Origin of the sequence: Kitasatospora sp. YST-16 (assembly GCF_026802215.1) — a bacterium.
Lineage (GTDB): Bacteria > Actinomycetota > Actinomycetes > Streptomycetales > Streptomycetaceae > Kitasatospora > Kitasatospora cineracea.
The window spans coordinates 4392122-4416984 of the sequence record NZ_CP113837.1; the positions used below are offsets into that span (position 1 = coordinate 4392122).

Genomic DNA, 24863 nt, shown 5'->3' on the forward strand with positions numbered 1-24863 from the left:
CGTTGTTGATCCCCCGTTCGCCCCCGGAGCGTGCTGAACATGTCACCGTAGGTGGGGAGTTCTCTGACGATGTGTCAGAAGACCTGTCGGCCGGCGGGAGGTTTGCCGATGGAGTACGGTGCGGCGCGGTTCTGGAGCGGTGTGGTCGGTGTGCTGGCCGCGCTGGCCGTCATAGCCGGGTACCTGGCGGGCGGCGCCCGCATGGTCTGGGGCGTCTCCGCGGTGGAGGTGCTGGCGGTGATGGCCTGGGTCGGGTACCGCTTCCGCGGCCGGGCCCACCAGCGGGCGGCAGGCGAAGGGCCCGACGCGGCGCACTGCGAGCGCTGCCGTCGGGCCCGGGAGCGGCTGGAGGCCAAGGCCCAGCCGGTTCGCTACTGAGACTGCCGCGGGGGGGTCAGGAGGTGACGGTGTACGCCACCAGCGAGACCCCCACGTACTGCACGATGAACGCGCCCAGGGTGAAGGCGTGGAACACCTCGTGGAAGCCGAACCAGCGCGGTGACGGGTTCGGCCGCTTGAGGCCGTAGACCACGCCGCCGACGGTGTAGAGCGCGCCGCCGACGATGATCAGCGTCAGCACGGCCGCGCCGCCCTTGTGCAGGAAGTCCGGCAGGAAGAACACCGCCGCCCAGCCGAGGGCCAGGTAGCACGGGGTGTACAGCCAGCGCGGCGCGCCGACCCAGAACACCCGGAACGCGATCCCGGCAAGCGCCCCGCCCCACACCAGCCACAGCAGCACCTGCTGCCGCGCGCCGTCCAGCAGCAGCATGGTGAACGGGGTGTACGTCCCGGCGATGATCAGGAAGATGTTGGCGTGGTCGAGCCGGCGCAGCACCGCCTCGCCGCGCGGCCCCCAGGTGAAGCGGTGGTAGACCGCGCTCACCCCGAACAGCATCCAGGCGCTCACCGAGTAGACGACGCAGGCGACCCGCGCCGCCGTCGAGTCGGCCAGGCAGATCAACACGATTCCGGCGGCCAGCGCGGCCGGGAACATCCCGGCATGCAGCCAGCCGCGCCACTTGGGCTTCACGAGCTCCAGCGCTTCCGCGGTCATGGGCAGCATCTTACGGAACCGTAGGTTACTGGCGCGTAGTGAAGTGGCGATCCTCACTCTTGTACGTTCTGGAGCAATAGGGGTGAGTGATCAAGGTCTCCCTCGGGCATCCGAGAGGTGGTCCCGGGCCCCCGAATCAGACACTATGTAGTAAAAATCTCGTCAATGACGCCAATTCGACGAAGAAGGGGGCTCCTCCCGGGGCTACCGTGTAACCACCCTCAACCCCCGCGAAGCCGTCTCCTGGCCGAGATGGTGTGAAACGGAGCGATCGTGCCGCCTCAGATCTCTGCGCTCGCCGAGTCCGCGCCCACCCGCCACCAGCGCCTGGTGGACTGGGTGAACGAGATTGCCGACCTCACCCAGCCGGACCGCGTCGTGTGGTGCGACGGCTCGGAGGAGGAGTACCACCGCCTCGCCGAGCAGCTCGTCGCCCAGGGCACCTTCACCAAGCTCGACGGGACCAAGCGCCCGAACTCCTACTACGCGGCCTCCGACCCGTCCGACGTCGCCCGCGTCGAGGACCGCACCTTCATCTGCTCCGAGCAGGAGAAGGACGCCGGCCCGACCAACCACTGGAAGGCCCCCGCCGAGATGCGCGAGGTCTTCAGCGGCGAGGACGGCCTGTTCCGCGGTGCGATGCGCGGCCGGACCATGTACGTGGTGCCGTTCTCGATGGGCCCGGTCGGCTCCCCGCTGGCCGCGTACGGCGTCGAGATCACCGACTCCGCGTACGTCGCGGTCTCGATGCGCGTGATGACCCGGATGGGGCAGGCCGTGCTCGACCAGCTCGGCGAGGACGGCGAGTTCGTCAAGGCCGTGCACACGGTGGGCGCCCCGCTCGCCGAGGGCGAGGCCGACGTGCCGTGGCCGTGCAACAGCACCAAGTACATCTCGCACTTCCCGGAGACCCGGGAGATCTGGTCCTACGGCTCCGGCTACGGCGGCAACGCGCTGCTCGGCAAGAAGTGCTACGCGCTGCGGATCGCCTCCACCATGGCCCGCGACGAGGGCTGGCTGGCCGAGCACATGCTGATCCTCAAGCTCACCCCGCCGTCCGGTGAGGTGAAGTACGTCGCCGCCGCGTTCCCGTCCGCCTGCGGCAAGACCAACCTCGCCATGCTCCAGCCGACGATCCCGGGCTGGAAGGTCGAGACCATCGGCGACGACATCGCCTGGATGCGGTTCGGCGCCGACGGCCGGCTCTACGCGATCAACCCGGAGGCGGGCTTCTTCGGCGTCGCCCCCGGCACCGGCGAGGACACCAACGCCAACGCCATCAAGACCCTCTGGGGCAACACCGTCTTCACCAACGTCGCGCTCACCGACGACGGCGACGTGTGGTGGGAGGGCCTCACCGAGGAGCCGCCCGCGCACCTCACCGACTGGCGCGGCAACGACTGGACGCCCGCGTCCGGCACCCCCGCCGCCCACCCCAACGCGCGGTTCGCCGTCCCCGCCGCGCAGTGCCCGACCATCGCCCCCGAGTGGGAGGACCAGGCCGGCGTCCCGATCTCGGCCATCCTGTTCGGCGGCCGCCGGGCCACCGCCGTCCCGCTGGTCACCGAGTCCTTCGACTGGCAGCACGGCGTCTTCCTCGGCGCCAACATCGCCTCCGAGAAGACCGCCGCCGCCGAGGGCACCGTCGGCGAGCTGCGCCGCGACCCGTTCGCCATGCTGCCGTTCTGCGGCTACAACATGGGCGACTACTTCGCGCACTGGCTCAAGATCGGCGCCGAGGCGGACGCCGCCAAGCTGCCGAAGATCTACTACGTCAACTGGTTCCGGAAGAACGCCGACGGCCAGTTCGTCTGGCCCGGCTACGGCGAGAACAGCCGCGTCCTGAAGTGGATCGTCGAGCGCCTGGAGGGCACCGCGGCGGGCGTCGAGACCCCGATCGGCGTGCTCCCCGAGGTCGACGGCTTCGACCTGGACGGGCTGGAGCTCGCCGACGCCGACCGCGAGCTGCTGTTCACGGTCGACAAGGAAATCTGGAAGCAGGAGGCCGCGCTCGTCCCGGCCCACCTGGAGATGTTCGGCGCGCACACGCCGAGCGAGCTGTGGGACGAGTACCGGGCGCTGGTCAAGCGCCTCGGCGACTGACCCGCGCGAGCGGCGAAACGTTCGCCCCGCGTCCCGGAAGGGGCGCGGGGCGCACCCGCGTCAGGGCTGCGCGTAGCCGGACAGGAAGTCGCCGATCCGGGTGACCGCGTCCGTGATGTCCTCCGGGCGCGGCAGGGTGACCAGCCGGAAGTGGTCCGGGTCGGGCCAGTTGAAGCCGGTGCCCTGGACGATCAGGATCCGCTGGGAGCGCAGCAGGTCCAGCACCATCTGCGCGTCGTCCTTGATCTTGTAGACCTGCGGGTCCAGCCGCGGGAAGGCGTACAGCGCGCCCTTCGGCTTCACGCAGGAGACGCCCGGGATCTCGTTCAGCAGCTTGTACGCCGCGTCCCGGGAAGCGAGCAGCCGGCCGCCGGGCAGGATCAGGTCGCGGATCGACTGCCGGCCGCCGAGCGCGGCGGCGACCGCGTGCTGGGCGGGCATGTTGGCGCACAGCCGCATCGAGGCCAGCACGTTGAGGCCCTCGATGTAGGAGCGGGCCCGGTGCCGGTCGCCGGACAGCACCATCCAGCCGGAGCGGAACCCCGCCACCCGGTAGGACTTGGACATGCCGTTGAAGGTGACGCAGAACAGGTCGGGCGCCAGGGTGGCCAGCGGGGTGTGCTCCACGCCGTCGTACAGGATCTTGTCGTAGATCTCGTCCGCGTAGACCACCAGCTTGTGCCGGCGGGCGAGTTCGGCGATCCCCTCCAGCAGCTCGCGCGGGTAGACCGCGCCGGTCGGGTTGTTCGGGTTGATCACCACGATCGCCCGGGTCCGGTCGGTGACCTTCGCGGCGATGTCGGCCAGGTCCGGGTACCACTCGGCCTGCTCGTCGCAGCGGTAGTGCACGGCGGTGCCGCCGGCCAGCGAGACCGAGGCCGTCCACAGCGGGTAGTCGGGGGCCGGCACGAGGACCTCGTCGCCGTCGTCGAGCAGCGCGGTCATGGCGAGCTGGATCAACTCGGAGACGCCGTTGCCCAGGTAGACGTCCTCGACCGACAGGCCGTGCAGCCCGCGCTCCTCGTAGTGCATCACCACGGCCCGCCGGGCCGACAGCAGGCCCTTCGAATCGCCGTACCCGTGCGCCGAGTTGAGGTTGCGGAGGATGTCCTGGAGGATCTCGGGCGGCGCCTCGAACCCGAACGCGGCGGGGTTGCCCGTGTTGAGCTTCAGGATGCGGTGGCCCTGCTCCTCCAGCCGCATCGCCTCGTCGAGCACCGGGCCGCGGATGTCGTAGCAGACATTGGCGAGCTTGCTGGACTGGATCACCTGCATACCCGCTTACTTTACGGCCGCGTTACGCCGATCACCGAGTGCTGTTCGCCACCTGGACACGGACGGGCGAACCGCCCCGCGGCGGTAGGGTCGCGGCGGACCGTCAGGGGAGGGGCCGGATGACCGGGGCAGTGGTCGGAGCCGTACTGGGACTCTTCGCGGGCGCGCTGCTGCGCCCCGCGGTGGCGCGCTACGCGGTGCCGCCCGGCGAGCCGTGGGGCGGCTGCCTGCCCACCCCGCTCGGCCGGTGCGTCCGGCACGGCGAACGGACCGGGCCCCCGCCGCTGGCCGTCGAGGCGGTCGCCGCCGCGCTCGGCGCGGCCCTGGGCGGCTGGGCGCCGGGCCGCTGGCTGCCGCTGCTGGTGTGGCTGGCGCTGTTCGGCACCGTGCTGGGCTTCGTGGACGCCGCGGTCAAGCGGCTGCCCGACGCGCTGACCCTGCCGCTGTTCCTCGGCACCGCCGTGCTCGTCCCGCTCACCGACCACCGTCCGGCGGTCTGGCTGCGCTGCGCGCTGGCCGCGGGCGTCCTCGGACTGCTGTTCCTGCTGCTGGCGCTGCTCGCCCCGATGGGCCTGGGCGACGCCAAGCTGGCCCCGTCGCTGGGCGCCGCCCTGGCGCTCGGCGGCTGGCGCGCGGTGTACGGGGGCCTCTTCTCCATGTGGCTGGTCGCCGGGCTCTGGGCGGTGGCGCTGCTGGTGCTGCGCCGCGCGGGCCGCCGCACCGAACTGGCCTTCGGCCCGGCGATGCTGCTCGGCACCCTGGCGGCGCTGCTGGCGGCCGCCCACCGCTGACCGGCGGTGCCCCGTCCGGGACACGGGCGGGGCCCGCCGTACCCCAGCGGTACGACGGGCCCCTGTGAGTGCACCTGCCCCACCCTCAAGGAGCGGCGCACTGGTCTCCGGGTGCTACTGCATGTTGTGGGCGAAGGCGCCGACGTTGTTGGAGAAGTCGTTGCCGTTGTTGGCGTCCCAGTTGGTCGACCAGGTCATCGCGCCGCGGATGGTCGGCCACTTGGCCGGCGGGACGAAGCTGCCGCAGTGGTTGCCGGTGGCCAGGCAGTCCAGCGCGTTGTTCACCACGGTGGAGTTGACGTAGCCGCCGCCCGCCGCCTTGGTGGAGGCCGGGACGCCGATGCCGACCTGGTCCGGACGCAGGCCGCCCTGGATGTGGGTGCAGACCTGCGCGGTGATGAAGTCGATGGTGCCCTGGGTGTACACCTTGCCGTCGCAGCCGTTCATGCCGCCCGAGTTGTAGAACTGGGTGTTGACGACGGTCAGGATGTCCTTGGTGTTCAGCGCGAGCTGGAAGTACGCACCGGCGGTGGAGTACATGCCGATGGTCTCGGGCGCCATGGTCAGGATGAAGTTGGGGCCGACCTTGGACTGCAGGGTGTGCAGCGCCTGCGACATGTAGGTCGGGTCGACGCCGTTCTCCAGGTCGACGTCGATGCCGTCGAAGCCGTACTGCTGGATCAGGCTGTACGCCGAGTTGGCGAAGTTGGCGGCCGCGGTGGCGTTGCCGACCGAGATGGCGCCGTTCTGGCCGCCGATGGAGAGGACGACCTTCTTGCCGGCCGCGTGCTTGGCGGCGATGTCGGCCTTGAACTGGGCGTCGGTGTAGCCGCCGAGCTTGGTGGCCAGCGCCGGGTCCAGGGTGAAGGAGATGCCGCCCTGGGTGGTGGTCGCGTCGGCGAAGGAGACCGCGATGATGTCGTACGCGGACTGCACGTCGGAGAGCTTCTGCACGGTCGAGCCGTTGTCGAAGTTCTGCCAGTAGCCGGTCAGCACGTGCTTCGGCAGGCTGCTGTTCGACGGCGGGTTGCTGGTGCTCGACGAGGCGGACGGCGACGGCGAGGAGGAGGCCGAGGCCGAGGCCGACGGGGAGGAGCTCTTGGTCGGGGAGGCCGACGCGGACGGCGAGGCGCTCTTGGTCGGCGAGGCGGAGGCCGACGGCGAGGCCGAGGTGGCGGAGGCCGACGGGGTCGGGGAGGCGGTGCCGCCCGGGCCGATCAGCTGGATGTCGTCCGCGTAGTAGGTGGGCTGGCCGTACCAGCCGTGCACGTAGAGGGTGACGCTGGTGGTGCTGGCGCCGGTGGTGAAGGTGGTGTTCAGCTGGTTCCAGGCGCTCTGCGCCGACCAGGTGGACGGGTCGGTGCCGCCGGTGCCGCGGGCGCCCAGGTAGACGTACTGGCCCTGGACCCAACCGTTCAGCGTGTAGGCCGTGTTGGGGAGCACCGAGACGGTCTGGGTGCACTCCGCGGTGTCGCCGGCGCCGGGGGTGGCGGCCAGTGCGCCGGTGCCCGAGTGCACCGGGGTGGAGACCGTGGTGGCGGTGCCGGCGCAGGTCCAGCCGGACAGGCCGGAGTCGAAACCGCCGTTGGTGACCAGGTTGCCGACCGCGGCGTTCGCGCCGCCGGCCGACAGGGCCAGGCCGGTGCCGGCCAGGGCCAGCGCGGTCGCGGTGGCGAGCACCGCCGGGATCTTGTTGCGGCGCCGGTGGGACGGCTGCTGCAGGGTACGGGCCATGGCAGGCTCCAGTGCAGGGGAGTGGGGGTGTGGGGTGTGGGGAGGCACGCTGGGAAGGTCGGAGGAGAGCCGCCGCGGTGGGGGGCGCGGCGGCTCCGCTGTGGGGGAGGGTCCGATGTGGTGCTGACCACACGCTGGACTAGACCAATGGCAAGCGTCAAGACCCGGAATCCGGTTTAGGGGGTGTTTAAGGATTCGGAGACCGTTCCGTAGCCGTCCCCGTGCGCGCACTGTGACAAGACCGGTACCTGCGGTTTTGCCGCGCGCAAACCCGGGCGGAGTAGGCTGCCGCAGGGATTTCGCACCCGGAGCAATCAGCACGGAGGGGCCGTTCACGATGGGTCTGCGCGATGTGGTGGAACGCACGCCGGGGCTGCGCAGCCTGCTGGACCGGGCCTACCGGCTGTACGGCCGCCGGGTCGAGGTGCACCTGGCCAACACCCCGCACCACATCGGCGTGATCCTGGACGGCAACCGCCGCTGGGCCAAGGCCACCGGCGGCAGCACCGCCTACGGCCACCAGCGCGGCGCCGACAAGATCAGCGAGTTCCTGGGCTGGTGCGCGGAGACCGAGGTCCGGGTGGTCACCCTCTGGATGCTCTCCACCGACAACCTGGCCCGCCCCGCCGAGGAGCTCGTCCCGCTGCTGGGCATCATCGAGGACACCGTGCAGGGCCTGGTCGCAGCAGGCCGCTGGAAGGTCCACCCGGTGGGCGCGCTCGACCTGCTGCCCGCCCGCACCTCCGGGGTGCTCAAGCAGGCCGCCCAGGAGACCGAGCACGTCGACGGGCTGACCGTGAACGTGGCGATCGGCTACGGCGGCCGCCAGGAGATCGCCGACGCCGTCCGCTCGCTGCTGCAGGAGCACGCCGGGCGCGGCACCTCGATCGAGGAGCTCGCCGAGATCCTCGACGTCGAGCACATCGCCGAGCACCTCTACACCAAGGGCCAGCCCGACCCGGACCTGGTGATCCGCACCTCCGGCGAGCAGCGGTTGTCCGGTTTCCTGCTCTGGCAGTCCGCGCACAGCGAGTTCTACTTCTGCGAGGCGTACTGGCCGGCCTTCCGGAAGGTCGACTTCCTGCGGGCGCTGCGCGACTACCAGTTGCGCAACCGGCGGATGGGGCGCTGACCCCGGGTCAGACGCCTCTACCCGTGGGACGGGTGGGAAAACGTTCACCTGCTGTGATCCCGCCATTCGCTCCGGCGCGAATGCGGTGCCCCTCGCCTGGGAATACTCCCCTCAGACCGTCCCCCCGGCCAGCGGGGCCGCGGGGACCGGTGGGCCGCGGGTGACGTCGGGTCACCCGCTCTGGAGGGCTAGTGGTCAGTTCCAAGAGCCGCCGGACACCTGACCGGCGCACGTACGTCCTCGACACCAGCGTGCTCCTGGCCGACCCCCTCGCGATGACGCGGTTCGAGGAGCACGAGGTGGTCCTCCCGGTCGTCGTGGTGACGGAGCTGGAGGGCAAACGGCACCACCCGGAGCTGGGCTACTTCGCCCGCCAGGCGCTGCGGATGCTGGACGACTACCGGGTCCGGCACGGGCGGTTGGACGAACCGATCCCGGTCGGCGAGCTCGGCGGCACCATCCGGGTCGAACTGAACCACTCCGACACCTCGATCCTCCCGGCCGGCTACCGGGCCGGCGGCGGCGAGGCGGACACCCGGATCCTCGCGGTCGCCCGCAACCTGCAGGCCGAGGGCTACGACGTCACCGTCGTCTCCAAGGACCTGCCGCTGCGGATCAAGGCCAGCTCGGTCGGCCTGCTGGCCGAGGAGTACCGCGCCGAGCTGGCGATCACCTCCGGCTGGACGGGCATGACCGAACTGCACGTCCCCGCCGACCAGGTGGACCGGCTGTTCGCCGGGCAGGAGCACGCGCTGGAGGTCGAGGGCGCCGAGCAACTCCCGGTCCACACCGGCCTGGTGCTGCACTCCGAGCGCGGCCGGGCCCTGGGCCGGGTGGCCCCCGACGGCCGGGTGCAGCTGGTGCGCGGCGACCGCGAGGCGTTCGGCCTGCGCGGCCGCAGCGCCGAGCAGCGGATCGCCCTCGACCTGCTGCTCGACCCGGAGATCGGGATCATCTCGATGGGCGGCCGGGCCGGCACCGGCAAGTCCGCGCTCGCCCTGTGCGCCGGGCTCGAAGCCGTCCTGGAGCGCCGCCAGCACCGCAAGGTGATGGTGTTCCGCCCGCTGTACGCGGTCGGCGGCCAGGAACTCGGCTACCTGCCCGGCAGCGAGGCCGAGAAGATGGGCCCCTGGGCGCAGGCGGTCTTCGACACCCTCTCCGCCGTCACCACGCCGGACGTGATCGAGGAGGTCATCTCCCGCGGGATGCTGGAGGTCCTGCCGCTCACCCACATCCGCGGCCGCTCGCTGCACGACGCCTTCGTGATCGTCGACGAGGCGCAGTCGCTGGAGCGCAACGTGCTGCTCACGGTGCTCTCCCGGATCGGCCAGAACTCCCGGGTGGTGCTCACCCACGACGTCGCCCAGCGGGACAACCTGCGGGTCGGCCGGTACGACGGGGTGGTCGCGGTGGTCGAGAAGCTGAAGGGCCACCCGCTGTTCGCCCACATCACGCTCACGCGTTCGGAGCGCTCGCCGATCGCCGCACTGGTGACCGAGATGCTGGAGGACATCCAGCCGTAGCCATAACCGGACACAACGGGGCAAAGGGGTCTGGCGCATAGCGTCAGGCCCCTTCGCTGTCAGTCGAACTGACGTCCCCTCGGCGGCCCCGCCGCCAAAGCCGCAGGTGGAAAAGTTTGTGAGATCCGCCACGGCCAAGGGAATTGCGTAGACACACCCGCGTGCGGCATGGTGTGGGTTCTGTCAGGCCCCGCGTACGGCAAAAGCACGCCCGACGACCCCGGTCGGCGGACGGACAATTGAACACCGCAAGGCCGTACGCCGCTCGATCCAACCGAACTCCCGGGCTCCGCCCGGAGGTACGGCCGAGCCCGTGCCTCCCGTGACCAGCGTTCGACGGAGGCCAGTGCCAGGGGCAGATACGCGCCCGTACGGTCACAGGACGGGCGACGCTGGAAGGAAACCATGTGACTCGGATCTCGGTCCGGGGAGTCGCTGTCGCCTCCGCCACCGCGGTGACCGCCGTCGGTGCCGTCGTGGGTGCGGCCTCTGGCAGTGAGGGCAAGACCGTCCAGACGGTCGACGTCGCGAGCGCCACCCTGCTCGCCGACGCGCCCACCGGTGCGCAGGCCCAGAACGTCAGCGACGGCATCAGCCGCCAGGCGAACGCCCAGCAGGTCTCCGCCGACACGGCCGCCAAGAAGGCCGCCGCCGAGGCCGCCCGGCAGAAGGCCGCGGTCGACGCCCAGGCCAAGGCCGACGCGGACAAGGCCGCCAAGGAGGCCGAGGCCAAGCGCGCCAAGGAGGAGGCCAACCGCGCCGCCGCCCGCAGCGTGCTCGCCACCGTCAGCCCCGGCTCGGTCCAGGACATGGCGCTGCAGATCGTCGGCGACCCCACCCAGTTCCAGTGCTTCAGCCAGATCGTGAAGCGCGAGAGCGGCTGGAACTACACCGCCACCAACGCCTCCTCCGGTGCCTACGGCCTGGTCCAGGCGCTGCCGGGCTCCAAGATGGCCTCGGCCGGCGCGGACTGGCGGACCAACCCCGAGACCCAGATCAAGTGGGGCCTCAACTACATGAACAGCCGCTACGGCAGCCCCTGCGGCGCCTGGTCGTTCTGGCAGGCCCACAGCTGGTACTAGGCCGGCCCCTGGTACCGGACCGGCCCCGCACGTGACGGAGGGCCCCGGCGCGTCCCGCGAGGACGCGCCGGGGCCCTCCGTGCTGCTGCCGCGAGACAGCCGCCACGGCGCGGGCCGCCCCGCCCGGGCGACGCTGACCAGTGCGCCGCGGGCGGTGACGGCTCGGTGCGGACGCGGGGAAGCGGAGCGGGTCCTGGTTTCTCTCCGCTCCCGGCCGGTCCGCCGACAGAAGGTCCGTTCGGTACCTCTCCCGTTCCCCGGACCCGCCGGTCGAAACATCCGGAAAGCCGATGATTTGCCCGATTCCACCGGCAGTCGGCCGAGATACCCCCGAGACCGGGCCCCTCGACGCCGGGTAGCGTTCCTCACCGACGACCGCGCGACCCGCGGCCGAGAGGAACCGACACGGGGGAGACCGGGCAGTGACGGAAGAAGAGCCGGGCGGCGGCCGCTGGCGCGGCATCGCCAAGATCGGAGCGGTCGCCGCCGGACTGTTCGCGGCCGCCGAACGCCGCCGCCGCGCGGCCATCTCCGCCGAGGCGCACGTCCTCGCCACCGAGCAGGCCGTCGAACTCGCCGCCGAACGGGCCGCCCTGCGCACCGCCGAGCAGACGGCCCGTCAACTCGCCGGCCACGGCGCACCGGCCGACCCCGAAGGAGCGGTCGTGCGCACCGACGACACCGTCCCCGCCCCGCGCACCGCGCCGCCCGCCGAAGCCCCGGCCGCCGAACACCCGCTCGGCACCGCCCCGCTCGGCCGGCCCGCCAACCCGGTGGACGCGGTGCCCTGGTCGCTGCGGGTCGCCGCCGAGTCCACCTGGCGGCTGCTGCTGCTCGGCGTCGCCCTCTACGTGGTCCTCCGGGTCGTCGACACCCTCAAGCTCGTCGCCTTCGCCGCGGTCGCCGCCCTGCTCATCTCCGCGCTGCTCGAACCCACCGTCTCCTGGCTGCGCCGGTACGGCGTCCCCCGCTCGGTGGCCGCCGCCATCACCTTCCTGGCCGGCCTGGCCAGCATCGGCCTGGTCGGCTGGTTCGTGTTCTGGCAGGTCTCCAGCAACCTCGACCCGGTCACCATCCAGGTCCAGAACGGCGTCCGGCAGCTGCGCGACTGGCTGCTCACCGGCCCGTTCCACCTCACCCCGGACCAGCTCAACAACGTCACCAACCAGATCACCACCGCCATCGGCAAGAACTCCGAGCAGCTCACCTCGGCCGGCTTCACCGGCGTCACCATCGCCGTCGAACTGCTCACCGGCGTGGTGCTCACCGCCTTCACCACCTTCTTCCTGCTCTACGACGGCGCCCGGATCTGGAGCTGGGTGCTGCGCGGACTGCCCCGGCACTCCCGCTACGCGCTGGCCGGCGCCGGTCCCAAGGCCTGGGCCACCCTCACCGCGTACGTCCGCGGCACCGTCACCGTCGCCTTCATCGACGCGCTCTGCATCGGCATCGGGCTCTTCATGCTCGGCGTGCCGATGGCCATCCCGCTCGCGGTGATCATCTTCCTGGGCGCGTTCGTCCCGCTGGTCGGCGCGCTGGTCACCGGCACCATCGCGGTGCTGATCGCGGTGGTCACGGTCGGCCCGGCGAAGGCGCTGATCGCGCTGGCCATCCTGATCGGCGTCCAGCAGTTGGAGGGCCACATCCTCCAGCCGCTCATCCTCGGCCGCGCCGTCCGGGTCCACCCGCTCGCCGTGGTCCTCGGCGTCGCCGCCGGCTCCATCCTCGGCGGCATCCCCGGCGCGATCGTCGCCGTCCCGCTGATCGCCGTCACCAACACCGTCACCGGCCACCTCCGCCAGCGCAACGCCGCGGGGCAGGAGGTCTTCCAGGCCATCGAAGCCGCCCGGAAGCAGTGAAGTCCCGCGCGCCCCGCCAGGGGTGCGGGGAACTGCGCGGGCAAGCCCGGTGACGCAGAAGGTCCGCCCGAGGAGAGAAACCCTCTCCCTGGGCGGACCTTTCGTCCAGCGGGCTCAGCGGAGCAGCTGGGCCTCCGCGTCCAGCACCGCGGCGACGGCCTGGACGGTGGCGGCGATCTTGATCGCGGCCTGGATCACCTCGCGGTCGACCCCGGCCTTGCGCAGCACGCCCTCGTGCGAGTCGAGGCACTGGCCGCAGCCGTTGATCGCCGAGACGGCGAAGGACCACAGCTCGAAGTCGACCTTGTCGACGCCCGGGTTGCCGATGATGTTCATCCGCAGGCCGGCCCGCATCGTCCCGTACTCCTTGTCGGAGAGCAGGTGCAGCGTCCGGTAGTAGACGTTGTTCATCGCCATGATCGCGGCCGCGCCCTTGGCGGCCTCGTAGGCCTCGGGCTTCAGGTTGGCCTTGGCCTCGGGCTCCAGCTCGCGCAGCACGCTCGCCGAGCCGGTGGCCATCGCGCAGGCCAGCACGGTGCCCCAGAGCTGCTGCTCGGGCAGGTCGGAGTTGCCGATCACGGAGCCGAGGTTGAGCTTGAGGTCCTTGGCGTAGTCCGGCAGGGCGGCCTTGAGTTCGTCGAGCGCCATCGGGGTCAGCCGGCCAGCAGGGACTGGGCGTCGAGGGTGTCCTCGCCCTTGTTCCAGTTGCACGGGCACAGCTCGTCGGTCTGCAGGGCGTCGAGGACCCGCAGCACCTCCTTGGGGTTACGGCCGACGGAGCCGGCGGTCACCATGACGAACTGGATCTCGTTGTTCGGGTCGACGATGAACACCGCGCGCTGGGCGGTGCCGTCCGCGCCCTCGACGCCGCAGGCGCGCATCAGGTCGTGCTTGATGTCGGCGAGCATCGGGAAGGGCAGGTCGCGCAGGTCCTTGTGGTCCTTGCGCCAGGCGTGGTGCACGTACTCGGAGTCGCCGGAGACGCCGAGGATCTGGGCGTCGCGGTCGGCGAACTCCTCGTTCAGCTTGCCGAACGCGGCGATCTCGGTCGGGCAGACGAAGGTGAAGTCCATCGGCCAGAAGAAGACGACGCGCCACTTGCCCTCGTAGGACTTGTGGTTGATCTCGGCGAAGGCGCTCGCGGCGTCGAGGTCCACGCAGGCGTTGAGTTCGTACTCGGGGAACTTGTCGCCGATCGTCAGCACGTCGCTTCTCCAGGGTTTGGGACGAGGGATGTCCGGATTGCGGACACTCCCCAGCCTTGCACAGAGCAACTGATCAGTGAAATCGGTTCTGGCGTGCGGTGCGATAGGCAAGTCCGATCAGTGCGGCAGACTGGAGGGGAGCACCCCCGTCGGCCGGCAGGAAGCACCCCCCAGTGAAGCCCAGCGCCCCCCGCACCCCCACCGTCTCCCAGCTGCGGGCCTTCGCCGCGGTCGCCGAGCACCGGCACTTCCGGGAGGCCGCGTCCGCGATCGGCACCAGCCAGTCCGCGCTGTCCGGGGCGGTCGCCGCGCTGGAGGAGTCGCTCGGCGCCCAGCTGGTCGAACGGACCACCCGGCGGGTCGTGATCACCCCGCTCGGGGAGCGGATCGCCGCGCACTCCCGCCGGGTGCTGGCCGCGCTGCACGCGCTCACCGAGGAGGCCGAGGCCGCCCGCCGCCCGTTCACCGGGCCGCTGCACCTCGGGGTGATCCCGACCGTCGCACCGTACCTGCTGCCCGCCGTGCTGCGCCTGGTCCGGGACGCCTACCCCGACCTCGAACTGCACGTCCACGAGGAGCGCACCCCCTCGCTGCTCGGCGGCCTGGCCGACGGGCGGCTCGACCTGCTGCTGCTCGCCCTGCCCGCCGGCGGGAGCCAGCCGGTGGCCGAGATCCCGCTGTTCGACGAGGACTTCGTGCTGGTCGTGCCGCCCGAGCACGAACTCGCCGGCCGCGCCGACGTCCCCCGGGACGCCCTGCTCGACCTCGACGTGCTGCTGCTGGAGGAGGGCCACTGCCTGCGCGACCAGGCGCTCGACATCTGCCGCGAGGTCGGCGCCGACCCGGCCGGCGGCAGCACCCGGGCCGCCGGGCTCTCCACCCTGGTCCAACTGGTCGCCGGCGGACTCGGCGTCACCCTGCTCCCCGCCACCGCGCTCGACGTCGAGACCGGACGCACCGACCGGCTCGCCGCCGTCCGCTTCGCCCAGCCCGCTCCCGGCCGCCGGATCGGCCTCGCCCACCGCCCCGGCTCCGCCCGCACCACCGAGTACGGCCGCTTCGCGGCGGCGCTCCGGGAGGCCCTGCGCGGCCTCCCGATCCGGCCCGCCTCCTGACGGCGCCTCACCCGGTTCCACCCGGACGGGCGACCCGCCTCCCGGGGCGCGGAGTTGACGGCGCGTCCGTTCACCTCCCGGCCGCCCCCGCGGGGGGATGGGCGGGCCGGGGCGTGGGCATGAATCGCTCCGAGGGGGTGGTCCGGTGTACGTGTCGCGGATCAGGGTGTCCGGAGTGAAGTGCTTCACCGGCGCGCGCGAGGTCGACCTGGCGGTCCCGCCGGGCCCCGGCTGGACGGTGTTCGCCGGACCGAACGGCAGCGGCAAGACCACCCTGCTGCGGGTGCTCGCCATGGCGCTCGGCGCGCTGCCCGGCGGCCCCGCCGCCCGCTGGGGCACCGACGGCTGGGCCCAGGCCGACCCGGCCCCGCGCTGGCGGGTCGGCGACCCGCCGGGCACCCCGCGCGCCCACTACCCGCTGCCCGCCCCGGGCCGCCGCGTCCCGCTGGACGCCGAGCTGGCGGCCGAGGTGCTGCCCGCCGGCTGGCGGGTCAGCGACCCGGAGCGGCAGCACGTCGCCCGCGGCGGCCTGGAACTCCCGCTGGACGAACTCGGCGACGGCACCGCGCAGTTGGCCCGCCTGGTCAGCCAACTCGCCACCGCCACCGCCACCCCCGGACCGGTCCTGCTGGACGACGTCGACCGGCACCTGCACCCGCACTGGCAGCAGCGGATCGGCCCCTGGCTCACCGAACGCTTCCCGCACACCCAGTTCCTGGTCGCCACCCACAGCCCCTACGTCTGCCAGGCCGCCGACCCCGGCGCCCTGATCCGGCTGCCCGGCCCCGACGAGGACCGCGCCCCCTACCGGCTCGACGAGGAACTGCACCAGCGGGTGCTGTACGGCAGCGGCGAGGACACCGCGCTCTCCGAACTGTTCGCCCTGCCCAGCGCCTACTCGCCCGCCGCCGAGGCCGAACGCCGGCTGCTGGTGCGCCTGGAACGCAAGATGTACGCCGGACAGGCCACCGACGCCGAACTCGCCGCGTACCGCGAACTCGGCGCCAAGCTCAACAGCTCGCTGACCGCCCGGGTCGACGAGGTCACCGCCCGGCTGCTCGGCAGGGACGGGTGATCCCGCTCCAGCGGCCGCCCCTGCAACCCCGGCTGGCCGCCGAACTCGCCCGCGCCACCGACCGGATACGCACCGAAGGCCCCACCACCGCCACCGGACGCGCCGCCTGGCGCCGCGCCGTCCGCCCCAAGGCCCAACTGCGGCTGATGCTCCGGCAGATGGCCCCCGGCCTGGAACGCTGCATGTACTGCGGCGACAACCTCGGCACCGACATCGACCACTTCGAACCGATCGCCCAGGCCCCGCTGCGCACCTTCGACTGGCAGAACCACCTGCTGGCCTGCGCGCACTGCAACAGCAACCGCAAGCGCGACCGCTTCCCACGCGACCCCGCCACCGGCGACGGCCTGCTGATCGACCCCTGCCGCGAGGACCCCGCCGACCACCTGCGGCTCTACCTCGACTCCGGCGCGTACGACCCGCTGACCGCCCGCGGCGAGGCCACCATCGAGGTGTTCGGCCTCAACGAACGGCCCGAACTCGTCCGCGGCCGCCGGATGATGTTCGCCGTGGTCAAGGCCCTGCTGCTGGCCTGGCGGGACGCCCCGCCCGCCGAGGCCGCCGAGTACGCCGCCGCCCTGCGCGAGATCCACCACGCCGACGTGCTGCGCACCGTCCTCGCCCTGCGCCGCAGCCGCTCGCTCGCGCTCGCCGTGCTCGGCCCCGACGTGCTCGCCGCCCTCGACGGACTCACCACCGCCGAACGGGAGCCAGACGGCTGACGGGAGCCCGACGGCCAGGCCCTGTCCGGCGGGTCTTGCCGGGCGGCAGGGTCTAACGGGTCAGCCGCTGCTCGAACCAGACCACCTTGCCCGTCCCCAGCCGGGTCGCCCCCCAGCGGTCCGCGCACCGGGCCACTATCTGCAGGCCCCGCCCGCGCTCCTCCTCCGGCCCGGCCCGGCGGGTGCGCGGCAGCGCCGGCGAGTCGTCGCCGACCTCGCAGCGCAGCAGCGAGGTGCGCACCAGCCGCAGCGTCACCGGCCGGGTGGCGTGCTGGATCGCGTTGGTGACCAGCTCGCTGACCATCAACTCGCAGCTCTCCGCCAGGTGTTCCAGCCCCCACCGGCGCAGCGCGTGCCCCGCCAGCCGGCGCGCCCGGCCCGGCGTCTCGTGCCGCGGCTGCAGGTGCCAGTGCGCCACGTCCTCGGCCGGGATGCCGTCGAACGCCGCCGCCAGCAGCGCGATGTCGTCCGCCCGGTCGCCCGGCGGCAGGATCCGCAGCGCCTCCTGGCACAGCTGCTCCGGGGTGAGCCGGTTGCCGCCCGCCAGCCTGGCCCGCAGCAGCTCCAGGCCGGTGCCCAGCGGGCGGCGCCTGGTCTCCACCAGGCCGTCGGTGAACAGCAGCAGCGCCGAACCGGGCGGCGCGGGCAGCTCCACCGAGGAGAAGTCCACCCCGCCGACGCCGATCGGCGCGCCCGGCGGCAGGTCCAGCAGCTCGCTGGTGCCGTCCGGGCCGATCAGCACCGGCGGCACGTGCCCGGCGTTGGCGATCCGCACCCGGCCCGCGATCGGGTCGTACACCGCGTACACGCAGGTCGCCAAGTGGTGTTCGCGGCCCAGCCGTTGGGCCTGCTCGTCGAGGTGGTACAGCACCTCGTGCGGCGGCAGGTCCAGGCCCGCCAGGGTCTGCGCCGACGTCCGCAGCTGGCCCATCACGGCCGCCGAGGTCAGCGAGTGGCCCATCACGTCGCCGGTGATCAGCGCGACCCGGTTGCCCGGCAGCGGGATCGAGTCGTACCAGTCGCCGCCGACCTGCGCGCCCCGCTCGCCCGGCAGGTAGCGGTGCGCCAGCCGGACGCCGTGCGGCTGCGGCAGGTGCGCGGGCAGCATCGAGCGCTGCAGCTCGTCGGCGATCTCCCACTCGCGGGTGTAGCGCAGCGCGGTGTCCACCGCCAGGCCGCCGTGAGTGGCCAGGTGCGCGGCGGTCGCCGCGTCGGCCGGGTCGAAACAGGCCGGGGCGCCGTCCGGACGCGGGCGGCGCACCAGCAGCAGCATGCCGAGCGCGGCCTGCCGCCCGTGCAGCGGCAGCGCCAGCAGCGCCGTCCCCGCCGCCAGCCGGCCCAGTGCCCGGGCCCCCAGCAGTTCGGCGGCCAGCCCGCCCCGGCGGGCGTCCAGCACGGTCGGGGAGCCCGGGGCGCGGCGGGCCAGGGCACGCTCCAGGTCGCCGCCGGGCGGCACCGGGCGCACCCCGGCCCGGCGGCCCAGCCTCGTCCCGCAGGTGTGCCGCACCCGCAGCGCCCGCGGCGGGCCCGGGTCGCGCTCGACGTCCGGCAGCGGGTCGCGCACCAGCACCACCAGGGCGTCCGCGAGCGCCGGGACGAGCACCCGGCCCAGGTTGCGCAGCGTCGCGCCCAGGTCCAGCGAGCTGTTGATCCGGCGGGCCGCCCGGTCCAGCGCCGCCAGCCGCTCCGCCAGCCGCCCGGGCACGCCGGGGCCCGCCCCGTCCGGCCCGTCCCCGCCGGGCGGCGGGTGCCGCTGGACGGGAACGGCGGGCGGCTGCCCCGCCAGGGGCTCCAGGTGGTCGCGCACGGGCTGCCCGATCTGTGCAGATGTGGTCTCGGGGACGGAAGCCGACGCCTCGTCAGCCGGTGCGCCGACAGCGCAGGTACAGCTGGGTCTCCGGCGGCTGCGCCGACCCGGCGGGCGCGTACGACTGGCTGTCCACCGCCTCCACCGCGAAGCCGCCCCGCTCCAGCAGGCCGGACAGCTCCTCGCGCAGGTAGCCGCTGACCCGGATCTCCTGCTCCAGGAACGGCAGCGGCGCGTCGTCCAGGTCCGCCTCGACCATGCCCAGCGCCAGCAGGCCGCCCGGACGCAGCAGCCCGCGGATCCGGCCGAGGGTCTCGGCGATCTCGGCCCGGGGCAGCATCAGCAGCGAGAAGAACGCCGTCGCGGCGTCCAGCGAACCGTTCCCGTCCGGGCCCAACTCCGGTACGCCCCACAGGGATCCGGCGCTCTCCAGGCCCAGGTCCAGGACGTCCATCCGGTGGAAGCCGGCCCCCGGGACGGCCGCCCGGGCCTGCGCCAGCATGCCCTCGGACAGGTCGACGCCGGTCACCCGCAGCCCGCCCCCGGCCAGCTGGCGGGCGGTCGGCTCACCGGCCCCGCAGCCCACGTCCAGCACCCGGGCACCGGCCGGGAGTTCGGCCAGCAGCCAGTCGCCGCACGCCAACTGCCCGGCCCTGGCCGGAAACACCTCCTGGTAGCGGGCCCCGACCGTGTCGAACACGGCGGCCTGCCGGGCCCGCTCGGCCCGGCGCACACCCGCCGCGGACGCCCGGTCGGCGTCGGCGGCGGCAGCGGTCTGTTCGTCCGTCACGATGATCTGGGCACCTCTCCCGCGCGCGTCCTGCCCTGCCCGTCGTGGCTCGCACTCCACTCCCGACCCTGGCCTTCGAGAATAAACGCGATCACCGCACCGTGGAGTCCGTTTCCGGCCAACTCGGGTGCCGTTGGGTGCTTATCGCCCGCCAGGGGAAGCACACCGGGGCCCGCGACGGAGCGCGCCACCGCACCGCACGCCGCATGGCGCACCCCCGCCACCGCCGTGACCTGCGCCGACGCCCGGTCAACGCCCTTGCCGCGGACGTTTATCGAACGTCAATCGCCACCTGTCAGAGTCTTCTCAGCGCCGGGGAAGCGTCAAGGCGTTCCCGCAGCCGGGGGGCTGCGGGGACGCCGACGCTCCGGGGGGAACGGGCTTCCGCCAGGGGGGACCAGGGGGGTACCACGGGGGAGCGGAAGCCTACGGCGCGACCGGGGGAAGAGGGGGAGGGGAAGGCTCGGTGTGCCGAGAAGCGATGAGGTCCTGCACGGGCTGGGCCTCGGGCACACCGAGCCGCGTGAACACCGTGAGCGCCTCCTGGAGACACGCCAGCCCGCGCGAGGGCTGCCCCAGCTCCAGGAGCGCCTCGCCCAGCGCCGCGTTCGCCATCCCCTGGCAGTACGCGGCCTCGATCTCCTGGGCGATCGACAACGACTCCTCGGCCGCCTCCGCCGCCGCCGCGAACCGGCCGTCGGCGAGCAGGCAGGCCGCCAGCCGGGCCAGCGAGTAGCCCTCCCAGATCGGGTGCTGCTGCTGCCGGTACAGCTGGTGCGCCTCCCGCAGGTGCACCGCCGCCTCGCCGGGGGAGCCGGTCGCCCGCAGCACCACGCCCAACTGGTAGAGGGTGTCGGCCAGGCACGGCACGTTCCCGGACGTCCGGGCCGCCGCCACCGCGGCGCGCGCCGACTCCTCCGCCTCCGCGTGCCGGTCCAGGCCGACGTGGGCGCGGGCGGTGTTGGCGAGCAGCCGGGCCTCGCTGATCGGGGAGCCCAGCTGGCGGATCACGTCCAGGGCCTGCTGGTAGAGGGACAGCGCCTCGGCGGGCCGGCCGGCCAGGATCAGCGTGATGGCCAGGCCGTTGGCGGTGGACAGGCGGAGCGTGGTGGCCCGGTCGGCGGGTTGCAGCGCCAGGCTGCGGGCCAGCGATTCCTCCGACTCGGCGAGTTCGGAGGCCGTCCGGTGGATCTGGCCGAGCGCGTGGTGCACCGAGGCCAGGGTCTCCGGGTCCTGCAGGGCCACCGGGCTCGCCGCGGCAGCCTGGAGCATCGCGCGGACCCGCGGTGCGAGCGTCGGATCCTCGCTCACGAACGTCAGGGTCTGCAGGATGTCCACGGCGGGCTGCAGCAGGGCGAGGGGGGCGTCGGCGGCGGCCTCCACGGCACCCAGCAGGACGCCGATCTCGGACCGGAGCCAGTCGCGGGCCGTGTGTCCGTCGGCGAACGGCCGGCCGGTCGAGTCGGCCCGGTGCAGCGGCTCGACGGCCAGGTCGTCCGGCTCGACCACCCCCTGGACGTTGCGGATGGTGGCGTGCAGCAGGTCCAGCAGCCGCAGCAGCGCCTCCCGCTGCTGCTCGACGTCCCCCAGCTTGGCGTTCTGCCGCTGCGCGTACAGGCGCAGCAGGTCGTGGTAGCGGTAGCGGCCGGGGGTGAAGCACTCCAGCATGTTGGCCTCGACCAGGGCCTCCGCCAGGTCCTCGGCCTCCTGCTCGGCGGTGCCGAGCAGCGCGGCGACGGCGGACAGCGGCAGGTCGGGGGAGTCCACCAGGGCGAGCAGCCGGAACGCCCGGGCCTCTTCCGGCCGGAGCTGGGCGTAACCGAGCCCCAGGGTGGTCTCCACGGCGAGGTTGCCGAGCTGGAGCTCCTGGAGCCGGTTGCGCTGGTCCGCTAACCGGCGGGCCAGGTCGGAGACGCTCCAGCGCGGACGGCTGGCCAGCCGGGCGGCGGCGATCCGGACCGCCAGCGGCAGGAACCCGCAGGAGGTCACCACCTGCAGCGCGGCCTCCGGTTCGGCGCCGACCCGCTCGGCGCCGACGATCGCCGAGAACAGCGCCAGCGCCTCGTCCGGGGTCAGCTCCTCGATGTCGACCAGGTGCGCGCCGGGCAGTTCGGCCAGCCGGGAGCGGCTGGTCACCATCACCGCGTTGCCGGAGACGCCGGGGATCAGCGGCCGCAACTGCCCGGCGTCGCGGGCGTTGTCGAGCAGGATCAGCATCCGCTTGTCGGCCAGCAGCGAGCGGTACAGCGCGGCGCGCTGGTCCAGCGAGTCGGGGGCGTCGGGCGCGCCGAGCGCGTGCAGGAAGTCGCCGAGCACCACGGCCGGGTCGGCCGGGGACGCGCCCGCGCCGCGCAGGTCCACGTACAGCTGCCCGTCCGGGAAGTCCGGCCGCAGCGAGTGCGCCACGTGCACCGCGAGGGTGGTCTTGCCGACGCCGCCGATGCCGGCCAGCGAGGTCACCACGACGGCTTGGCCGGAACCCGCCCTCAGGACGTCCCGCAGCTCGCCCACCATCTTGCTGCGGCCGCTGAAGTCCGAGACGTCGGCCGGGAGTTGGGCGGGGGGGACGAACGCGGGCGATTCCTCGGCGGCCTTCGGCGGGGCGGCCGGGGGCGCCAGCAGCTCCGGGTCGCCGGCCAGGATCCGGGCGTGCATCGTGGACAGCCCGCCGCCCGGCTCCACCCCGAGCTCGTCGATCAGCAGCTTCCGGGTGTCCGCGTACACGCCCAGCGACTCGGCCTGCCGGCCGCTGCGGTACAGCGCCAGCATCAGCAGTTCGCGCAGCCGTTCGCGCAGCGGGTACGCGGCGGACAGCGAGTTCAACTCGGCCACCACGTCGGCGTGCAGGCCGATCTCCAGGGCCAGCGCGCAGCGCTCCTCGGCCACCGCGAGCTGCCGCTCGGCCAGCCGGGTGCGCTGGGCGTCGGCGTACGGTCCGGGCACGCCGGGCAGCGGACGGCCGCGCCACAGGTCGAGCGCGGCCACCAGGGTGTCGTGGGCCGGGCGCAGGCCGCCGTCGGCCCGGGCGGCGGACGCCTCGGCGACGCGCCGCTCGAAGACGGCCAGGTCGAGGGCGTCGGCCGGGATCCGCAGCGCGTAGCCGTCGGTCATCGAGACCAGGACCTCGGAGGGCTTGCGGGCGGTGCGGTTGGGCTCCAGCACCGAGCGCAGCCGGGAGACGTAGGTGCGCAGTGCGGCCACCGCCTGCGGTGGGGTGCGCTCCCCCCAGATGCCGTCCACCAGGTCGTCGGTGGTCACCGGTCGGCCCTCGCCGAGCAACAGGGCCACCAGGACGGCCTGTTGCTGCGGTGAGCCGAGCGCGAGGGGCACGCCGCCGCGCCACGCCTGGACAGGGCCGAGCACTTGGAAGCGCAACGCCTCGGCGGAGCGCGTGTCCTGATGCTCCATGTCCTCCCCTGTGGCCGATGAACCGTCTGTTCCCCGCACTGTCCCCGGTCGTGTGGGGGGCGACAGCTTATGAGGAAGCGCGCAAACGTCCACCAAGCGGATGCGCGGTGCGACGTTTATAAGACATTTAGCGGTGCCTACGATACTGTCCGCGCGCCCAACGACAGTCGTCCGGGTGATCGAACCCCTCAGCTGAAAGGCGGCCCGCCCCATGGCCGACGAGACCACCACCGCCGCTGTTCCCGAGGCCGAGCAGACCCCGGCCCCGGTCGAGCACATCGCCGCCGCCGCCGACCCGAACGCGATCGAGCACGCCCTGGAGGTGCTGGCCGAGGGACAGCCCGCCGCACCTGTGGTGAAGAGCATCGAGCCCGGGGACGACGAGACCTTCGAACCGCTCGGCGTCATCGGCAACTGCCCGTGACCGCTGCCCGCACCGCTGTCCGCACCGCCAGAACGAGCCCCGACCCTCACCGGCCGGGGCTCGTCCCGTTTCAGCGCACCGCCGGCGTCACTGCGCCGAGCGCACCCGCAGGTTGGTGATCAGCGGGCCGTCGGTGACCTCGGCGAAGAAGTCGTTGCCCTTGTCGTCCACCACGATGAACGCCGGGAAGTCCTCCACCTCGATCCGCCAGACCGCCTCCATGCCGAGCTCCGGGTACTCCAGCACCTCGACCTTCTTGATGCAGTCCTGCGCGAGCCGGGCCGCCGGGCCGCCGATCGAGCCCAGGTAGAAGCCGCCGTGCTCGTTGCACGCCTTGGTGACCTGCTTGGAGCGGTTGCCCTTGGCCAGCATCACCATCGAGCCGCCCGCCGCCTGGAACTGGTCGACGTAGGAGTCCATCCGGCCGGCCGTGGTCGGGCCGAACGAGCCGGACGCGAAGCCCTCGGGGGTCTTCGCCGGGCCCGCGTAGTACACCGGGTGGTCCTTCAGGTACTGCGGCATGCCCTGGCCGGCGTCGAGGCGCTCCTTGATCTTGGCGTGCGCGATGTCGCGGGCCACCACCAGCGTGCCGGTGAGCGAGAGCCGGGTCTTCACCGGGTACTTGGACAGCTCGGCGCGGACCTCGGACATCGGGCGGTTCAGGTCGATCCGCACCACGTCGTCGTTCAGGTGCTCGTCGGTGGTCTCCGGCAGGTACTTCGCCGGGTCGGTCTCCAGCTGCTCCAGGAACACGCCCTCGGCGGTGATCTTGCCGAGCGCCTGGCGGTCGGCCGAGCAGGACACCGCCATAGCGACGGGCAGCGAGGCGCCGTGCCGCGGCAGCCGGATGACGCGGACGTCGTGGCAGAAGTACTTGCCACCGAACTGGGCGCCGATGCCGATCTTCTGGGTCAGCTCGAAGACCTTCTGCTCCAGCTCCAGGTCGCGGAAGCCGTGCCCGGTCCTCGCGTCGCCGCCGGTGGGCAGGTTGTCCAGGTAGTGCGCGGAGGCGTACTTCGCGGTCTTGAGGGCGAACTCGGCGCTGGTGCCGCCGACCACGATCGCCAGGTGGTACGGCGGGCAGGCCGCGGTGCCCAGCGAACGGATCTTCTGCTCCAGGAAGTTGAGCATCGACGCCTCGTTGAGGATCGCCTTGGTCTCCTGGTACAGGTACGACTTGTTGGCCGAGCCGCCGCCCTTCGCCATGAACAGGAACTTGTAGGCGTCCCCGTCGGTGGCGTACAGCTCGATCTGGGCCGGCAGGTTGTTGCCGGTGTTCTTCTCGTCCCACATGGTCACCGGCGCCATCTGCGAGTACCGCAGGTTCAGCTTGGTGTACGCGTCGAACACGCCGCGGGCGATCGCCGACTCGTCCTCGCCGGAGGTCAGCACGTGCTGGCCGCGCTTGCCCATCACGATCGCGGTGCCGGTGTCCTGGCACATCGGCAGGATGCCGCCGGCCGAGATGTTGACGTTCTTCAGCAGGTCCAGCGCCACGAACCGGTCGTTCGGGCTGGCCTCCGGGTCGTCCAGGATCCGGCGCAGCTGCGCCAGGTGCGCCGGGCGCAGGTAGTGCGAGATGTCGTGCATCGCCTCGGCGGTCAGCAGCCGCAGCGCCTCCGGCTCGACCTGCAGGAAGGTGCGACCGCCGGCCTCGAACGTCGAGACCCCCTCGGAGGTGAGCTTGCGGTACGGAGTGGAGTCCGTGCCGAGCGGGAGCAGGTCGCGGTAGGCGAACTCTGGGGCCATGAGGAGATCCTTCGG

At 72.7% G+C, this 24863-nt stretch carries 20 protein-coding genes; 11 read left to right on the forward strand and 9 right to left on the reverse strand.

The genetic code is table 11. The features are described from left to right. Window positions 1-108: 108 nt before the first annotated feature. Entirely contained in the window at window positions 109-378 is a 270-nt protein-coding gene (locus OU787_RS20215) for a hypothetical protein (protein ID WP_030460570.1), read from the forward strand. A 16-nt stretch (window positions 379-394) separates the two neighbouring features. Here OU787_RS20215 and trhA read toward each other — a convergent pair whose 3' ends face one another. Continuing rightward, on the reverse strand, window positions 395-1063 hold the full coding sequence (gene trhA / locus OU787_RS20220) for a PAQR family membrane homeostasis protein TrhA (RefSeq protein WP_369794967.1): 669 nt from the start codon (window positions 1061-1063) through the stop codon (window positions 395-397). Window positions 1064-1327: 264 nt separating this feature from the next. On the opposite strand from trhA, the gene OU787_RS20225 reads away from it, so the two are divergent. Next, a complete protein-coding gene (locus tag OU787_RS20225; protein ID WP_268660218.1) occupies window positions 1328-3157 on the forward strand; it encodes a phosphoenolpyruvate carboxykinase (GTP) in 1830 nt (609 codons plus the stop codon). Between the two features lie 60 nt (window positions 3158-3217). Here the strand turns inward: OU787_RS20225 and OU787_RS20230 are convergent, their stop codons facing one another. Next, a complete protein-coding gene (locus tag OU787_RS20230; protein ID WP_030460567.1) occupies window positions 3218-4432 on the reverse strand; it encodes a pyridoxal phosphate-dependent aminotransferase in 1215 nt (404 codons plus the stop codon). Window positions 4433-4551: 119 nt separating this feature from the next. On the opposite strand from OU787_RS20230, the gene OU787_RS20235 reads away from it, so the two are divergent. After that, window positions 4552-5223 carry a prepilin peptidase gene (locus tag OU787_RS20235; RefSeq protein WP_268660219.1) on the forward strand — a complete coding sequence of 224 codons (672 nt, stop codon included), beginning with the start codon at window positions 4552-4554 and terminating at the stop codon, window positions 5221-5223. Between the two features lie 114 nt (window positions 5224-5337). On the opposite strand, the gene OU787_RS20240 is transcribed toward OU787_RS20235, so the two are convergent. Further along, window positions 5338-6957 (reverse strand): chitinase, encoded by a 1620-nt coding sequence (locus OU787_RS20240; protein WP_268660220.1) that lies wholly within the window; start codon window positions 6955-6957, stop codon window positions 5338-5340. Between the two features lie 337 nt (window positions 6958-7294). On the opposite strand from OU787_RS20240, the gene OU787_RS20245 reads away from it, so the two are divergent. From OU787_RS20245 to OU787_RS20260, 4 genes are all read left to right on the forward strand, one after another. Beyond that, window positions 7295-8089 (forward strand): isoprenyl transferase, encoded by a 795-nt coding sequence (locus OU787_RS20245; RefSeq protein ID WP_268660221.1) that lies wholly within the window; start codon window positions 7295-7297, stop codon window positions 8087-8089. Between the two features lie 191 nt (window positions 8090-8280). Further along, window positions 8281-9612 (forward strand): PhoH family protein, encoded by a 1332-nt coding sequence (locus tag OU787_RS20250; protein ID WP_030460563.1) that lies wholly within the window; start codon window positions 8281-8283, stop codon window positions 9610-9612. Between the two features lie 407 nt (window positions 9613-10019). Next, window positions 10020-10694, forward strand: a complete 675-nt coding sequence (locus OU787_RS20255; RefSeq protein WP_030460562.1) for a transglycosylase SLT domain-containing protein — start codon at window positions 10020-10022, stop codon at window positions 10692-10694. Between the two features lie 422 nt (window positions 10695-11116). Continuing rightward, on the forward strand, window positions 11117-12553 hold the full coding sequence (locus tag OU787_RS20260) for an AI-2E family transporter (RefSeq protein WP_123553143.1): 1437 nt from the start codon (window positions 11117-11119) through the stop codon (window positions 12551-12553). Window positions 12554-12667: 114 nt separating this feature from the next. Here the strand turns inward: OU787_RS20260 and OU787_RS20265 are convergent, their stop codons facing one another. Both OU787_RS20265 and OU787_RS20270 read right to left on the reverse strand, forming a co-directional pair. Continuing rightward, entirely contained in the window at window positions 12668-13201 is a 534-nt protein-coding gene (locus tag OU787_RS20265; RefSeq protein ID WP_268660222.1) for an alkyl hydroperoxide reductase, read from the reverse strand. Window positions 13202-13206: 5 nt separating this feature from the next. Continuing rightward, window positions 13207-13758, reverse strand: coding sequence for a peroxiredoxin (locus OU787_RS20270; protein WP_030460559.1), 552 nt, complete (start codon window positions 13756-13758; stop codon window positions 13207-13209). A 173-nt stretch (window positions 13759-13931) separates the two neighbouring features. Between OU787_RS20270 and OU787_RS20275 the strand changes: the two genes are divergently transcribed. The 3 genes from OU787_RS20275 (at window position 13932) to OU787_RS20285 (ending at window position 16670) form a co-directional block, all read left to right on the forward strand. Continuing rightward, window positions 13932-14873 carry a LysR substrate-binding domain-containing protein gene (locus OU787_RS20275; protein ID WP_035955484.1) on the forward strand — a complete coding sequence of 314 codons (942 nt, stop codon included), beginning with the start codon at window positions 13932-13934 and terminating at the stop codon, window positions 14871-14873. Between the two features lie 97 nt (window positions 14874-14970). Next, window positions 14971-15948 carry an AAA family ATPase gene (locus OU787_RS20280; RefSeq protein WP_268660223.1) on the forward strand — a complete coding sequence of 326 codons (978 nt, stop codon included), beginning with the start codon at window positions 14971-14973 and terminating at the stop codon, window positions 15946-15948. Further along, entirely contained in the window at window positions 15945-16670 is a 726-nt protein-coding gene (locus OU787_RS20285) for an HNH endonuclease (protein ID WP_268660224.1), read from the forward strand. The genes OU787_RS20280 and OU787_RS20285 overlap by 4 nt, the downstream gene beginning before the upstream one ends. Window positions 16671-16722: 52 nt before the next feature. Here OU787_RS20285 and OU787_RS20290 read toward each other — a convergent pair whose 3' ends face one another. The 3 genes from OU787_RS20290 to OU787_RS20300 all read right to left on the reverse strand — a co-directional run bounded on the left by OU787_RS20290 (window position 16723) and on the right by OU787_RS20300 (window position 22675). Beyond that, window positions 16723-18477, reverse strand: a complete 1755-nt coding sequence (locus OU787_RS20290; RefSeq protein ID WP_268660225.1) for an ATP-binding SpoIIE family protein phosphatase — start codon at window positions 18475-18477, stop codon at window positions 16723-16725. A gap of 52 nt (window positions 18478-18529) precedes the next feature. Then, a complete protein-coding gene (locus OU787_RS20295) occupies window positions 18530-19267 on the reverse strand; it encodes a class I SAM-dependent methyltransferase (RefSeq protein WP_232794984.1) in 738 nt (245 codons plus the stop codon). A gap of 426 nt (window positions 19268-19693) precedes the next feature. Next, window positions 19694-22675, reverse strand: a complete 2982-nt coding sequence (locus tag OU787_RS20300) for an AfsR/SARP family transcriptional regulator (protein ID WP_268660226.1) — start codon at window positions 22673-22675, stop codon at window positions 19694-19696. 211 nt (window positions 22676-22886) lie between these two features. Between OU787_RS20300 and OU787_RS20305 the strand changes: the two genes are divergently transcribed. After that, window positions 22887-23099 (forward strand): hypothetical protein, encoded by a 213-nt coding sequence (locus OU787_RS20305; protein ID WP_268660227.1) that lies wholly within the window; start codon window positions 22887-22889, stop codon window positions 23097-23099. A gap of 87 nt (window positions 23100-23186) precedes the next feature. Here the strand turns inward: OU787_RS20305 and OU787_RS20310 are convergent, their stop codons facing one another. Next, complete coding sequence (locus OU787_RS20310; protein ID WP_030460551.1) at window positions 23187-24848, reverse strand: fumarate hydratase; 1662 nt, start codon at window positions 24846-24848, stop codon at window positions 23187-23189. Window positions 24849-24863 lie beyond the last annotated feature (15 nt).

Excerpts from the sequence above, each read along its gene's own strand:
- OU787_RS20215 (WP_030460570.1), top strand. The coding sequence starts at position 109 with ATGGAGTACGGTGCGGCGCGGTTCTGGAGCGGTGTGGTCGGTGTGCTG.
- trhA (WP_369794967.1), bottom strand. The coding sequence starts at position 1,063 with ATGCTGCCCATGACCGCGGAAGCGCTGGAGCTCGTGAAGCCCAAGTGG.
- OU787_RS20230 (WP_030460567.1), bottom strand. The coding sequence starts at position 4,432 with ATGCAGGTGATCCAGTCCAGCAAGCTCGCCAATGTCTGCTACGACATC.
- OU787_RS20235 (WP_268660219.1), top strand. The coding sequence starts at position 4,552 with ATGACCGGGGCAGTGGTCGGAGCCGTACTGGGACTCTTCGCGGGCGCG.
- OU787_RS20240 (WP_268660220.1), bottom strand. The coding sequence starts at position 6,957 with ATGGCCCGTACCCTGCAGCAGCCGTCCCACCGGCGCCGCAACAAGATC.
- OU787_RS20245 (WP_268660221.1), top strand. The coding sequence starts at position 7,295 with ATGGGTCTGCGCGATGTGGTGGAACGCACGCCGGGGCTGCGCAGCCTG.
- OU787_RS20265 (WP_268660222.1), bottom strand. The coding sequence starts at position 13,201 with ATGGCGCTCGACGAACTCAAGGCCGCCCTGCCGGACTACGCCAAGGAC.
- OU787_RS20280 (WP_268660223.1), top strand. The coding sequence starts at position 14,971 with ATGGGCGGGCCGGGGCGTGGGCATGAATCGCTCCGAGGGGGTGGTCCG.
- OU787_RS20300 (WP_268660226.1), bottom strand. The coding sequence starts at position 22,675 with ATGGAGCATCAGGACACGCGCTCCGCCGAGGCGTTGCGCTTCCAAGTG.
- OU787_RS20305 (WP_268660227.1), top strand. The coding sequence starts at position 22,887 with ATGGCCGACGAGACCACCACCGCCGCTGTTCCCGAGGCCGAGCAGACC.
- OU787_RS20310 (WP_030460551.1), bottom strand. The coding sequence starts at position 24,848 with ATGGCCCCAGAGTTCGCCTACCGCGACCTGCTCCCGCTCGGCACGGAC.